This window comes from Streptomyces sp. NPDC006174 (assembly GCF_040614075.1).
Classification (GTDB): Bacteria; Actinomycetota; Actinomycetes; order Streptomycetales; family Streptomycetaceae; genus Streptomyces.
Genome location: NZ_JBEXTJ010000005.1, coordinates 223,948 through 236,965, shown reverse-complemented (window position 1 = coordinate 236,965; position 13,018 = coordinate 223,948). Strand labels below are relative to the sequence as shown.

Annotated in this window: 15 protein-coding genes and 2 pseudogenes; 10 read left to right on the top strand and 7 right to left on the bottom strand. The window is 68.4% G+C overall.

All coding sequences use genetic code 11. The features are described 5' to 3' along the window. The first annotated feature begins 417 nt into the window (after nt 1–417). From ABZ267_RS13365 to ABZ267_RS13350, 4 genes are all read left to right on the top strand, one after another. The gene (locus ABZ267_RS13365; RefSeq protein ID WP_356750422.1) at nt 418–3,750 is read left to right on the top strand and encodes an RHS repeat-associated core domain-containing protein; all 3,333 of its coding nucleotides are present in this window, start codon (nt 418–420) and stop codon (nt 3,748–3,750) included. A 63-nt stretch (nt 3,751–3,813) separates the two neighbouring features. Next, complete coding sequence (locus ABZ267_RS13360; protein ID WP_356750420.1) at nt 3,814–4,029, top strand: hypothetical protein; 216 nt, start codon at nt 3,814–3,816, stop codon at nt 4,027–4,029. Nucleotides 4,030–4,136: 107 nt separating this feature from the next. Further along, nucleotides 4,137–4,643 (top strand): RHS repeat-associated core domain-containing protein, encoded by a 507-nt coding sequence (locus ABZ267_RS13355; RefSeq protein ID WP_356750418.1) that lies wholly within the window; start codon nt 4,137–4,139, stop codon nt 4,641–4,643. A gap of 96 nt (nt 4,644–4,739) precedes the next feature. Next, nucleotides 4,740–4,871, top strand: a complete 132-nt coding sequence (locus ABZ267_RS13350) for a hypothetical protein (protein WP_356750416.1) — start codon at nt 4,740–4,742, stop codon at nt 4,869–4,871. Between the two features lie 312 nt (nt 4,872–5,183). Here the strand turns inward: ABZ267_RS13350 and ABZ267_RS13345 are convergent, their stop codons facing one another. After that, a complete protein-coding gene (locus ABZ267_RS13345; RefSeq protein WP_356750414.1) occupies nt 5,184–5,720 on the bottom strand; it encodes a DoxX family protein in 537 nt (178 codons plus the stop codon). Between the two features lie 211 nt (nt 5,721–5,931). Between ABZ267_RS13345 and ABZ267_RS13340 the strand changes: the two genes are divergently transcribed. The 3 genes from ABZ267_RS13340 to ABZ267_RS13330 all read left to right on the top strand — a co-directional run bounded on the left by ABZ267_RS13340 (nt 5,932) and on the right by ABZ267_RS13330 (nt 7,823). Further along, nucleotides 5,932–6,210, top strand: a complete 279-nt coding sequence (locus ABZ267_RS13340) for a DUF5133 domain-containing protein (RefSeq protein WP_356750412.1) — start codon at nt 5,932–5,934, stop codon at nt 6,208–6,210. 33 nt (nt 6,211–6,243) lie between these two features. After that, complete coding sequence (locus tag ABZ267_RS13335; protein ID WP_356750410.1) at nt 6,244–6,741, top strand: hypothetical protein; 498 nt, start codon at nt 6,244–6,246, stop codon at nt 6,739–6,741. Nucleotides 6,742–7,004: 263 nt separating this feature from the next. Further along, nucleotides 7,005–7,823, top strand: a complete 819-nt coding sequence (locus tag ABZ267_RS13330; protein WP_356750408.1) for a SigB/SigF/SigG family RNA polymerase sigma factor — start codon at nt 7,005–7,007, stop codon at nt 7,821–7,823. Nucleotides 7,824–7,889: 66 nt separating this feature from the next. On the opposite strand, the pseudogene ABZ267_RS13325 reads toward ABZ267_RS13330, so the two are convergent. The 3 genes and pseudogenes from ABZ267_RS13325 to ABZ267_RS13315 form a co-directional block, all read right to left on the bottom strand. Next, nucleotides 7,890–8,048, bottom strand: a pseudogene (locus ABZ267_RS13325) (VOC family protein); the annotation flags it as partial. 109 nt (nt 8,049–8,157) lie between these two features. After that, nucleotides 8,158–8,700 (bottom strand): DapH/DapD/GlmU-related protein, encoded by a 543-nt coding sequence (locus ABZ267_RS13320; RefSeq protein ID WP_356750406.1) that lies wholly within the window; start codon nt 8,698–8,700, stop codon nt 8,158–8,160. A 172-nt stretch (nt 8,701–8,872) separates the two neighbouring features. Beyond that, complete coding sequence (locus tag ABZ267_RS13315; RefSeq protein ID WP_356750404.1) at nt 8,873–9,145, bottom strand: hypothetical protein; 273 nt, start codon at nt 9,143–9,145, stop codon at nt 8,873–8,875. Between the two features lie 166 nt (nt 9,146–9,311). On the opposite strand from ABZ267_RS13315, the pseudogene ABZ267_RS13310 reads away from it, so the two are divergent. After that, nucleotides 9,312–9,685 (top strand): annotated as a pseudogene (locus ABZ267_RS13310) (hypothetical protein). 218 nt (nt 9,686–9,903) lie between these two features. Here the strand turns inward: ABZ267_RS13310 and ABZ267_RS13305 are convergent. Continuing rightward, the gene (locus ABZ267_RS13305; protein WP_356750402.1) at nt 9,904–10,437 is read right to left on the bottom strand and encodes a 2'-5' RNA ligase family protein; all 534 of its coding nucleotides are present in this window, start codon (nt 10,435–10,437) and stop codon (nt 9,904–9,906) included. On the opposite strand from ABZ267_RS13305, the gene ABZ267_RS13300 reads away from it, so the two are divergent. Beyond that, complete coding sequence (locus ABZ267_RS13300; protein WP_356750400.1) at nt 10,432–10,782, top strand: hypothetical protein; 351 nt, start codon at nt 10,432–10,434, stop codon at nt 10,780–10,782. The two genes, ABZ267_RS13305 and ABZ267_RS13300, sit on opposite strands and share 6 nt — an antisense overlap. On the opposite strand, the gene ABZ267_RS13295 is transcribed toward ABZ267_RS13300, so the two are convergent. Further along, entirely contained in the window at nt 10,779–11,039 is a 261-nt protein-coding gene (locus ABZ267_RS13295; RefSeq protein ID WP_356750398.1) for a hypothetical protein, read from the bottom strand. The two genes, ABZ267_RS13300 and ABZ267_RS13295, sit on opposite strands and share 4 nt — an antisense overlap. A gap of 100 nt (nt 11,040–11,139) precedes the next feature. Between ABZ267_RS13295 and ABZ267_RS13290 the strand changes: the two genes are divergently transcribed. Next, nucleotides 11,140–11,877 carry a class I SAM-dependent methyltransferase gene (locus ABZ267_RS13290; protein WP_356750396.1) on the top strand — a complete coding sequence of 246 codons (738 nt, stop codon included), beginning with the start codon at nt 11,140–11,142 and terminating at the stop codon, nt 11,875–11,877. A 14-nt stretch (nt 11,878–11,891) separates the two neighbouring features. Here ABZ267_RS13290 and ABZ267_RS13285 read toward each other — a convergent pair whose 3' ends face one another. Then, on the bottom strand, nt 11,892–12,764 hold the full coding sequence (locus ABZ267_RS13285) for a glutaminase (protein WP_356750452.1): 873 nt from the start codon (nt 12,762–12,764) through the stop codon (nt 11,892–11,894). Nucleotides 12,765–13,018 lie beyond the last annotated feature (254 nt).

The following is a 13,018-nucleotide window of genomic DNA, read 5'->3' as shown; positions in this document are numbered from 1 at the left end:
TCGCCCTAGATCCGCCCTCTTCGATGACCCTCCTCCTCACCATGCGTTTCTTCGCCCGACCTTGATCACCCGCGCGTTCGAAGCGAGGATCGGTCGTTCGCATGGTCGGTTTTCGGCCCCGTTTCCTTGATGCCGAAACAGTTGCTACAAGGAAAGAGATTCCTCGCGAGATCCCGTTCACGGATGAACCGGACACCGAAGTCGGCTTGATCTGACTCGTTTACGCGTTTCTGGTCGAGAACTTGTTCGTGTCGCGTGAAGGAATCGTGGCAGCGTGTGCCGCTCCGGTGATCGCAGCGGTCACCGTGTCCACGAATCCCGCGGGGGGATCGCATGGTTTCGCGTGCTTCCGGCACGCCGTTTCGGCGTGCTCGTACATCTCGTACATCTCGCAGAAGTGCTCTGACGGCGGCTTTGGTGGTCGCCGCTCTGGGCGCTTCCGCACTGCCGGCGCTGGCCGCGCCGGGTGAGGACCCGGCTCCGGCCCCGGTCTCGGTCTGGGGCCCGGGCGGTCCGAAGGCGGAGATTCCGCCGGTGAAGGTCGGCTCCAACAAGCCGGTGGCCAGTGCGGCGCAGGCGGCTCCTTCCGAGGAGAAGGCGGCCTGGCTGGAGGAGGAGAAGGACCGGGCCGAGACGGGCGCACCGCCCGCACCCGCACGACAGGCCGCCCGCAGCTCGGTGGCCGCCGAGTCGTCGGCGTACGTCCCGGAGGGTCAGGGCTCGGTCCCGTGGCACCAGATCTCCGACTTCCGGATCACCGACTCGCTGGTGGCCCGGGTCAACCACTCCAACGGCAACCTGATGCTGGCCGGCACCGACTTCGATGTCGCGGGGGTGGGGCAGGGTCTGCGGCTGGCCCGGACGTACAACTCGCTCGACGCACCGTGGGGCAAGGTGTCGCAGCGGTGGTGGCAGGAGTACGAGCGCTACCTGAACCTGTCGAACACGGACGAGGTGGTCCTGTACGACGCCACCGGAGCGGCGGTCCGCTTCGCCAAGGAGTCGAACGGGACGCTCACCACGCCGAAGGGCTACTCCCAGGACCTGAAGAAGAACGCGGACGGCACGTACACGCTGACCGATCGCAAGTCCGGCTCCAAGGACACCTACAACGCCAGCGGCACGCTGACGAAGGTGACGGACAGGAACAAGGGCTCCATCACCGTCACCCAGCACAACGAGGGCGCGGAACACAAGGGCTTCAAGCTCACCGAGACCCGCTCGGGCCGATGGGTGGACCTGGTCAAGACGTACGCGAACCAGTGGCAGGCCAAGGACCACACCGGCCGCACCGCCGTCCTCGACCTCAACGCGGCCGGTGACCTGGCGAAGACGACGGACACCGAGGGCAAGGCCACGGTGTTCGGCTACGACTCCTCGCGCCGCCTGACGAAGATCACCACGCCGAAAGGCCGGGTGACGGTCTTCACCTACGACAACCAGAACCGCGTCACCTCGATGCTCCGGGCCACCGAGCTGAACGGCTCCGGCCACACCGGCCCGACCTGGACCTACGCCTACTCCGCCACGAGTCCGTCAGCGGCCGGTACGACGACGGTCACCGACCCGGAGACCCACGCCACGAAGTACGAGCACGACGCGGACGGCCAGGTCACCAAGGTCACCGACGCGCTGCAGCAGACGCGCTCCAAGAAGTACGACGCGAACCGGAACGTGGAGGAGGCCGCCGACGCCATGGGCACCGGTGGCGTCGGCGCCAACGTCACGAAGTACGGCTGGGACTCGCGCAACAACCCCACCGGCTCCACGCTTCCCACCGGGGCGTCCGCGACCGTGGAGGGGTACCAGACGATCGCGGGCAGGGATCTGCCCGCCCGGTCGACCACGGCGGAAGACGACAAGACCGACTACACCTACGACACGGCCGGCAACACCAAGACCGTCGCCGTCCAGGGCACCGGCGGCGGCAACCAGTCCTTCGACTACAACCCCGCCACCCCCACCTGCGGCGGCTTCGAAGGCCAGACCTGCAAGGTCACCACGAAACTGACCGCGTCCAAGTCGGTGGCCACGAACTTCACCTACGACGCCCAGGGCAACCTGAAGACGGTCAAGGCCCCGGCGCCGCTGGGCACGACGACCTACACCTACGACGACCTGGGCCGGGTGGTGAGCGCGAAGGACGCCCGCGGAATCACCATCACCTACGAGTACGACCACCGCGACCGGGTCAAGAAGGTCGACTCCTCCAACTACCAGACCGTCACCTACGAGTACGACGGCGACGGCAACCTCGTCCAGCGCTCCGACGGCACCGGCGTCATCACCTACGAATTCGACCCGCTCTCCCGCGAAACGGTCCGCACCCTGCAGAACGGCTCGCAGACGGTCCTGGCCTACACCCCGGCCGGCAACGTCGACACCTACAAAGACCCCGCCGGCCTGACCGACTACACCTGGAACAAGGTCAACAAGCTCACCGAGCTCAAGGACCCGACGGGCAAGATCACCAAGTACGCGTACAACAAGAACGACGTCCGCACCACGACCACCTACCCCGGCAACACCGTCCACACGGTCACGCCGGACAAGTCCGGCCGCCCCGAGAGGATCAAGGCCACCAGCCCCAAGGGCACCCTGGTCGACCTCGCCTACACCTACACCCGCCCGGACGGCAAGGACGGCGGCAAGATCCGCACCACCACCGACGCGGTCGCCGGCACGAAGACCAGCTACGAGTACGACAGCGCCGGCCGCTTCTCCTACGCGGCGGAAACCAAGGGCAGCACGCTCAACTCCTCCTGGCAGTACTGCTACGACCTCGCCGGCAACCTCACCTCCCAGGGCACCGACAAGGGCTGCCCGCGCGGCACCACCTACACCATCAACGACGCCCAGCAGATCACCGCGAAGGACGGCTCCACCACCAACTGGTCCTACAACCAGATCGGCAACGAGACCGCCGCCGCCTCCACCCCGGAGACCACTCGCACCGGCATCAAGTGGACCGACCACTCACAGATGACGTCGATCACCACCGGCGGCAAGACCTACGCGGGCCAGTACGGTTCCACGGACCAGTCCGAGCGCATCAAGCTCGGCGACACCTTCTTCCACAACGGCCCGCTCGGCCTCTCCGCCACCTCAACAGCCGGAGTCGACACCGGATTCAACCGTGAACCCGGGGGCACCCTGAACTCCATGACCCGCGGGGGCAAGAACCACTACTACCTCACCGACGCACTCGGCAGCGTCGTGGCCCTGGCCGACGAGGCGGGCACGAAGGTCAACGCCTACGCCTACAGCCCGCGCGGCGTCCAGCGCGCCGGCACGAACGAGCAGGTGCCGCAGCCCTACCGCTTCGCCGGTGGCTACCAGGACCCCACCGGTCTTTACCACTTCGCGGCTCGCTACTACGACCCCAACATCGGCCGCTTCACCACCCCCGACCCCTCCGGCCAGGAGAAGAACCCCTACCTCTACGCCGAAGGCGACCCGGTCAACCGCATCGACCCCACCGGACTCATCAGCTTCGATGGTGTCGCGGATGCACTCGGTCCTATTGGCGACGTCGCCACCGGAGCGGTTCACTTGGCCCAGGGAGACACTCAAGCTTTGTGGGGCGACGTCGCAGGTGTGGTCGCCGGTGGCGTGGCAGGAGCCTTGTGCGGAGCGGCAGTAGCCGCAAGCGCTGGTCCCACTCTAGGAGGATCCCTGGGTGCTACGGCGGGTTGCTACGCAATCTCGTGGAGCGCAGGGCAAATAGCATCTAACGCTGTCAGCGGATAGGTAAAATTCCGGGTGGGAGAGGGTAATTCCCCTCTCCCACCCGGCAACGGGAAGGAATTCAGCATGTCGGAGCCGCATGTCGGATGGACGATGGAGCAGCGGGCCGCCGTCAGGCGCTATGTTCAGTTCGCGGCCGTTTTTGCAGTTCTGGGTGTAGCCTTTTCGATCTTCCTGATTATTTCGGGAAATAGTGGAGGATGGGCGCTTCTGGGAATCATCGCATGCATCTCCATGGTGGGGTATTTTTTCATCCAGAGGGGAAAGAACGGGCGGGCCTGATACCAGTAGCCGTGGGCGGTGTTGCCAGTCCGTAGGGACCAGGAAACGCCGATCTGCCATGTCGAACGAGTATGCAGGTCTTACAGAGATGAGCCCCACACGCTGGGATGCATATTCATGCTGCAGCGAGTGGGGCTACTTTGCGCGCATATCCATGTTTCGCCGGTGGCTACCAGGAAGCCACCGGCCTCTACCACTTCGCCGCCCGCTACTACGACCCCAACATCGGCCGCTTCACCACCTCCGGCCCCTCCGGCCAGGAGAAGAACCCCTACCTCTACGCCGAGGGCGACCCCGTCAACCGCATCGACCCCACCGGACTGCTCAGTCGGGGCGGATTGGTGGACAAGGCCCGAACAGCATTCGACATCGCCGGAGTCGTAGGCGATTTCGCCGGTGGTAACACGAAAGCAGGCTTTGCCGGCTTGACGGGCATGGCTGCCGGCGCGCTCGTAGGGGCCACCTGCGGGGCTACAGCAGCCGCCTTCGGCGTGTCACCACCGGCGGCGTTGGCCTGGCGGTCGGAGTCGGCTGCTACGCAGCGACGCAATTCGGGAGTTATGCCGCCGAAGACTTCGTCAACAGGCAATTCTGGATCAGGAGGCTCATCATGATTGTCGCCGTCGTGCTCGTGCTGCTCGGAGTGCTGTTCGTCGCCATCGAAATCTACGCATCTCGGGCGCAGGGCAGAATGATCGCGGCAGGGCTTGATGGCCGGAGCGCTTGAGGAGGCGTACTTCCAGGATGGCGGCCGCCGCGTCGGCGCCCTGGACGAAGTGCGCTTCACCGACATCGAGCACCTCGCGTTCGACCTGCGGACGAGCGCCTCGAACAGCCTGTGAACCCCGGACCGTCAACGGTTCGGGGCTCGCTGAGCCGGCAGTTGTCAGGAGTCCTTTGCCGGACGGCGTGGCTAGCACCTGTTGACAGGCCGCTCACACCAGCAAACCGCATCCATGCCAGTGGCCTGCCCCCGCAACTCGCTCAAGCCCATGAAAGTAGAGGGGCCCATCGCCGTGACGGCGATGGGCCCCTTGTTTCGGCTCCGCCCCAGGACCAGCGGCCCGGGCCGAATCAGCGAGTCGTCCTCGGCCTGGCGGCGTCGTGCACCATGCCGCATTCCCGCTACCGGCCGGTCACCGGTGCCAGGTGTTTCAGGGAAGGTGCTTGCGGGCCGCCGCGACGGAGTCCGTGACGCTGTTCACCGCCGTGTCCGTCACGTCGCCGAGCCGGTCGGTGACGGCGTGGGCCCGGTGGGAGAGGGCGTTGGACGCCTGGTCCGCGGCGTGGCGGGTGCGGTAGGCGAGCGACGGCTTGCCGTGCGTGTCGGCCGCGGCGATGAGGAGGCCTCCGGCCAGGGACACGTTCGCGAGCAACTCGGCCCGCCGGGCCGCACGTTCGTCGGGATCCTCGTCCGCTCCGTCGGAGTAGGCCGCCAGGGCCGACGGCACCAGTGTCACCGCAAGGGCCGCCGACGCCAGCCGGGGCGCGCGTCCCAGTGCGAGGAGGACTCCGGCGCCGAGCTGCACCGCACCTTGGAGGCGTGCGAGCTGCTCGGGGTCGTCCGGGAGGAAGGAGTACCGCGAGGCCAGTCTCGCGAGCGGATCGTTGCCGGTACCACCGGAGTGGTCCCGGGGGACGGGGTGGCGTACCGCCGTGTACCCGTCGCGGATGAATTTCGTGGCCAGCAAGGGCCGGGCGACTCTGCGCAGAACAGCCATGTGCGTCGGCTGCCCTGTCCACGGCGAAGCACACCCGTCCGACTGCCGGGACGCTCCGGAAGCGCGTGGCCGGACCCGGTCGGTACCCGTCCGTCCGGGCGTACGAGGCAGACCGCCGGGATGGGAGCGGCCCTAGGGGGCACAAGGGCTGTGACACGACCGATGTGACGGATGGTGACGCATGCTGCTCCCTCGCCCGGACACGATTCGCACGCTGCTGGCCCGTTACTACGAGCTGCAGCTGGAACACTCCCAGGACTCCCACTACGAGCTGCAGCGGAGTCTGGAGGACGTGACGTACACGTTGTGCGTCAGCACCGGCACCCGGACCGTCCAGGACGCTCTGCTCGCGGCGGAAGCCATCCTGCGGACGTCACCGACGGATCAGCAGCCCGCACTTCAGATCCCGGAACAGCGGAACACGCCACCTGGATCCGCCTCACACCGCTCGGCTTCCTGAGCGCCGCGAGGCAGAGAGCCAGGTGGATACTCCGTGACAGGAAACGAAGCCGACGCGGCCGGTCACGTATGCCGGCCGGCCTCGGCGGCCGAGGCGCGCAGAGAAGTGGAGTTCGCTCTCCACCCTCTGCTGTGCTCGCCGGACAACTCCTACCTCCGGGCGCACCGGGCCGGTTTCGAGGACGCGATGCTGGTCGCCTCCGAACTCGTCGGGCATGTGCTCCACCATCCCCAGGACTCCCGCGATGTGCTCCACCACCCGGAGAACTCCCCCGACCTGCTCCACCACCAGGAGCACTCCCCCGGCTGCTTCCTCGTGTGCCTCCTCCACAGCGACGAGGTCACCATCACCGTGACCGACACCTGCGAGGAGATACTTCCTCTCTGTCCACGCGCACCGGCTCCCGGAAGCACCGGCCTGGCCGGCCTGGGATGGTGGGTGATCAACAAGGTCGCCGACCAGGTCGTCGTCCAAGCCCTGCCCACCGGCGGCAAGACGATCACCGTGGCCGTGCCGCTCTCCGGTCCCTGACGCCCCTCTCCGGCTCCCTCCGCCTCATCCTCGTAAGTCTCTCCTCGGAACCATCGCCTCAGGAATTTCAGGCATCCACTTTCCCTATTTGATCCTTTCCGGTCCGCCCAGGCGTTCATCACTCCATCCCATTCTTCCGCACTCCCGATGGCGTCAGAGAATTCCTCTCCGGACCAGGTAGGTTTCGATGTGAAGGTATTCTCGCCACCCGAAGGAAATGCTTGATGAAGGTTCGCACCGGGAATCCGTCCGTAACTCGTGCCATGGCAGACGACTTGCTGCCGGACCAGAATCAGCGGGCCCCGTCGCCGAAGGACTCCCGAGAGATCAGCCGGCTGCTCTTCGCGCGGCTCGCCGAACTGGAGGAGGGCACCACCGCACACCAGTACGTCCGCAACACCCTGGTCGAGATCCATATGAACCTGGTGCGGTTCGCGGCAAGGCGCTACCGCATCCACCAGGCCGGGCAGTTCGAAGACATCCTCCAGGTCGGCACCATCGGCCTCATCAAGGCCATCGAGCGCTTCGAACTCTCCCGTGAGGTGGACTTCCCCGCTTTCGCACTCCCTTACATCAGCGGCGAAATCAAGCGCTTCTTCCGTGACACCACCTGGTCCGTCCACGTACCCAGGCGCCTCAAGGAACTGCGCTCCTCCATCAAGGCCGCCCGCGAGGATCTGGCCGTGCATCTCGACCGCGCCCCCACCACCTCGGAGCTGGCCCTCCATCTCGGCCTGCCCGATGAGGACGTGGCAGAGGCGCTGATCGCGGCCAACGGCTACACCGCCGACTCCCTCGACGCCCCCCTCGGCACCGGCGCCGACGGTGCCGGAAGCACCACGCCGAGCTGGTCCGAAACGCTCGGCGACCAGGACAGCAGGCTGCAGCACGTGGAGAACCTGCACACGCTCGCGCCTCTCCTGGCAGCTCTGGACGACCGCCAGCGCACCGTGCTGCGGCTGCGCTACGGACAGGAACTGACGCAGACAGAGATCGGCGCGCATCTGGGCGTTTCGCAGATGCACGTCTCACGCATCCTCAAACGCACCTTGGCGGTATTGCGCGCCGGAATGCTCGACTGAGGACAGGCCGCGTTCAGGCAACACCAGGGCCTGGAAGATCCTGCGGGGCTGTCGTCCGGAAGAGCGTCAGTCGATGCAGAACTCGTTGCCCTCGATATCCAGCATCGGAATGCACGCATCGTGGCCGTCGTACAGCGTCTGCACGTGTACGGCGCCGAGCGGCTCCAGGCGCGCGCGTTCAGCCTCCAGTGCGGCGAGACGCTCCTCACCTGCCAGGCCGGTGCCGGGAACCGCCTGGTCGATGACATCGGCGCACTCCACCAACGGGCGCCGACGCCTTCCTCCCTCATATGAGCCCCTGGAGGCCGGCCCACGTGCCGTCCGAGCACGCCCCTCACCACTGGCGGTGTACGGCCGCCTTCGGGCCGGTCATCAAGGTCGCCGCCGGGACGTCCTCGGCCACCACCGCGCCGGCCGCGATCACCGCGTCCCTGCCGATGGTGACGCCCGGCAGGATCGTGGCGCCGGCGCCGATCCAGACGTTCTCCTGTACGTGGATGGGCCCGCCGGTGAGGTAGTGGCGCCGCTCCTCCGGGTCGACCGGGTGGCCGCTCGTGATGAACGTGGCCTTCGGGCCGACCATCACGCGCTCGTCGAGCCGGATTCCCGCGTAGTCCAGGAACGTGCAGTTCTGGTTGATGAACACCCGGTCGGCCAGGTCGAGACGGAGGCCGTGGTCGGTGAAGAAGGGCGGATAGACCGTGGTCCTGGGCGGCAGCGGCCTGCCGAGGATCTGTGCGAACAGCGCCGCCTTGCCGTCCTCGTCCTCGAAAGGCAGGACGTTCAGCCGGGAGGTCAGTTCGGTGGCCCGGAGAACCCTGTCGGCCATGGCCTGGAACTCGGGGCTGTGGATGCGCATGAGACGGTCGCTGGGCATGGACACCACCCTGCCACCCCGGCCGCGGCGTACGGTCTGGTCGTCGCCACCGCAGGCGGCTGTCCGCTCGAGAAGATCAAGCAGCTCGCCGACTCCGCCGCGCGCTGAGCGTACGCACACCAGGAGCCCGAGGCTCTGTCCGCCTCGGGCTCCTCCGCGTTCTCCGGCTCACTTACATGCTGGCGAGGACCGCGCCCAGAATCATGCCGCCCACCAGCCCGATGGCGCTGACGACGATGGCGACCGTGGAGAGCCGCTCGTGCCGGACGGTCTTGGCGATGATGGCCATCACCAGGCCGGCCAGCGCGAAGACGATGGGCAGGATGATGAACCCGATCACGCCCAGGACGATCGCGATGATGCTGAGCACGTTGCTGCTCGCCCCGCGCTGAGGCGTGCCATGGTTCTGCTGACCGGTCGGCTGGTTGCCGTACTGCGTAGTCATCTGCCACTCCTTCGGGACGGTCGCTCCGAGATCCGATCCCGATGCGGACCGGCCTATCGCTCGGATGCCCCGAAGTTCCTTGCTGACACCGCGACTTGGTGAACAGTGGCGATCGGTGCGGCCGCGCGGGCCCGGAAGCCTTCAGGCTCGCCGGTACGTTCCCGCCGTGGGCGAACACCTTCCCGCCGGAGGAGTCCACCTGTCTCCGCGCGAGATCGAAGCCCTCGACGCCCGGTGGTCCTCCTCCTGGACCCCGCGCGAGGTCGCGCGGCGACTGGCCGGGATCGGTACGCCCTGGTACGTGGCCGCCGGCTGGGCGCTGGATCTGTTCCGGGGCCGGCGGACGCGGCCTCACGGGAACACCGAGATCGGGATTCCGGCCGCGCGTTGGTCCTGCTGTCCAAGGCAAAGCACCGCCGCCCGAAGGACCAGGCGGACTTCGACGCGACCGTCCCGTACCTGGCCCCGGCCCAGCGCGGGACGTTGACCGGGCTGCTCAGCCGGGTACATCCGGGACATGTCTGGCTGGCGGAGCTGTAAGGCAAGGGGAACACTTCCGACTCCCGAAGAGCCCTGTTTCAGGCGGGAGTTGCCAGACATGCGCCGCCGTGGCCAGGGCATGACGGCGGTCAACGACGCGCTGGAGACGGGCAAGTCCACCTGCGTGGTGGCGCCTGGGCCGGCCGGTAGCTGAGCCCGCGTACGGCTCTCGCGTCATGCCGGGTGCCCCGGAACCCTTTCGTTCCGGGGCACCCAAGTCACCGCACGTCCGGTCCGATGCGCGCCGTCGTACGGCTCGTCGAGTCGTACGTCCGGGCCTCGGCCCACCGTCCCGACGCCGCCGCTCCTGGCGGAAGCCACCGGCCGTCGGGACCGGCCCACACGGCGTCGCGGCCGCGGCCGAGCGTGATGTGCGGGACCCATCGGCCAGGAGCGAGCAGCGGATGCGACCGGCCGTCACCGTCGGCCTCTCGCAGGATCCGCCATACCCTCTCGTGCAGCGTGAGCAGCGCGGCGTCCGGCCGGACCGCCCAGGCCAGCACATTGCTCCGGCCGGAGAAGCGCAGCAGCCCGGTCAGGTGGAGCGGCAGCGGCAGCGCGTCGAGCGCCTCCGCCAGCGCTCCGCGGGTCGCGGCCGGCAGGACGTCCGCCGTGGCGAGCGTGAGGTGCGGCCGGTTGGTCGGGTGGCGGTGGCCGGCCTGGCTGGGCAGGCCCTCGTCGGCGATGGACCGCCACACGCGCCGTACGACCCGCTCGGTCGCCTCGTCCGGCAGGAGCTCGATGCTGTGCACCAGCGCAGCGTACGACCGCGCTCCCACAATTCGGTTGCGCGCCGGTGCCCGGCTTCGACGCTGGGGCCGGAGTCCGTCCTGTGGGCCCGGGCGTCGTGGCCCTACAACTGCGAGGACTTCGCGCTGTTCCTGAACGAGGCTCCCGGCGCGCAGCTCTACCTCGGCGTCGCGGACACCGATGCGGGGATCGACGGCGCGCCGCACTCTCCCGAGTTCGCGGCCGACGAGCGCGCGATCGGCCACGGCGTGCGTGCCATGACCGGTCTCCTGACCCATCGGCTGGCAGCCTCGGAGCGTGCCTGCCAGACGTCGCCCGGCAGGCGGCAGGACGACGACAGACCCTAGACCTGCTGCGGGAGCCCGCCGTCGCCTTCTATCACCAGCCGGTCGGTGCCGGGCTCCTCCCCTCCTTCGACCACGGTCACGTCGATCCTCCCGTCGCCGGTGGTGTCGAACTGGTAGACATCCGCGACGCCGTCACCGGTCGTGTCCGTCATCCACACGTCGGGCTTGCCGTCGCCGTTGGTGTCCGCGCTGAGGAGGACATGGTGCTCGTCCCCTTGGGTCACCGTCGCTTCTTCGGCGGACTCGTTGGTTTCCATGGCGGCCGGTTGCCCCCGGGAGACGGTTCAAAACCGGGACGGCGGGCGGTATCGGGTGCTCGGGCGCCGCGCGGTACGCGGGGTGGGACAGGATGAGGACATGCTCGACTACGACGACGAGGCCACGCACTACGACGCCTCCCGAGGTGGTGAACCGAGAGCCCGCGCGGCTGCGGACGCGGTGGAACGGCTCCTGCCGGAAGGGCCGTGCGTGGTCCTGGACATCGCGTGCGGCACCGGCATCGTGACCGAGCGGCTGGTACGGCCTGGGCGGACGGTGGTGGGCGTCGACCGTTCGCCCGGCATGCTGGGCCTGGCCGGACGGCGGATGCCAGGAGGCGTCGTACGAGGCGACGCCACCAGGCTGCCGTGCACGACGGCCTCGGTGGACGCCGTCGTCATCGTGTGGCTGCTCCATCTCCTGCCGGACGCCGAAGCGGTGCTGGCCGAGGCGGCCCGCGTGCTGCGGCCCGGCGGCGTGCTGATCACCACCGTCGACAAGGACGACGCGTACTTCGCCGAGGACAGCGACCTCGCCCGGATCACGGCGGAGCTGCGGCACCGGTACGCGCCTCGCGTGTCCGACCGCTCGGCCCGGGTGCTCGGCGCGGCGGCGGACCTGGGTCTGGAGCTCACGGGCCGGACGGTGTTCCCGGGCATCGGCCAGGGCCGCAGCCCTCGCGGCTGGTGCGAGGCGATCGACACGGGCCTCATCCACTGGTGCACGCACGCGGCTCCGGGCCGGGCGGCCGACGTACGCCGACGGCTCGCCGCGCTGCCGGACCAGGACACGGCCCGTCCGGATCCGCAGTACCGGCTGGTGGCCCTCAAGTCGTGAGGCCGCCGAGCAGGTCAGAAGACGGACAGCCCGGTCAGCGTGGTGAAGCGGTCCAGGGCCGAGACGCCCGCCACCGAGTTGCCGCGCTTGTCGAGGCCCGGGCTCCAGACGCACAGCGTGCACACGCCCGGCACGATGGCGATGATCCCGCCGCCGACGCCGCTCTTGCCCGGCAGCCCCACCCGGTACGCGAACTCACCGGCCGCGTCGTACGTACCGCAGGTGAGCATCACCGCGTTGACCTGCTTCGCCTGGCTGCGGGTCAGCAGCGCCGAACCCTCGGCCCGGACACCGCGCCGGGCCAGGAATCCGGCAGCGAGGGCCAGGTCCGCGCAGGACGCCTCGATGGAGCACTGGCGGAAGTAGGCGGCGAGCAAGGTGGGGACCGGGAGCGTGATGTTGCCGTAGGAGGCCATGAAGTGGGCCAGCGCGGCGTTGCGGTCACCGTAGGCCGCCTCGGAGGCGGCCACCTCCGGTCTGAAGTCGATGGCGGAGTTGCCGCTCTCCACCCGCAGCAGCTCACGCACCTGGCCGGCGGCGTCCCCGGTCAGACCTTGCAGCCGGTCGGTCACGACCAACGCACCGGCGTTGATGAACGGATTGCGCGGAATCCCGTTCTCGTACTCCAGCTGCACCAGCGAGTTGAACGGGTTGCCGGACGGCTCGCGGCCCACGCCTCGCCAGAGCTGCTCGCCGTCCAGCGAGAGCGCCAGGGCCAGCGCGAACACCTTGGAGATGGACTGCGTCGAGAACGGCTGCCGCCAGTCGCCGACCCCGTAGACGGTCCCGTCCGGCTCCGCGACGGCCATGCCGAACCGCCGGGGGTCGGCACCGGCGAGCATCGGTATGTAGTCGGCGGGCGTGCCGTGGTCGGTGAGTGTGGCCATCTCCTCGGCGATGCGGCTGATCACCGAGGAGAACCGGTGCGATCCGGCGCGCGGGGCCGGAGAGGCGGCGGAGGCGTGAGGCACGGCGTTTCCTGACGGGGCGAGGAGAGGGCCGGGAGGTCCGGCGTACGGAGGTGAGGCGAGGCCGCCCTCAGTCTGACCTGCCGACCCGGAGCGGCCAAAAGCCCCTGGACGCTCCCGGAGAGCAGGAGGCCCCACCGCGCTCGGCACGCTGTTCACCGGAAACTCAGAAC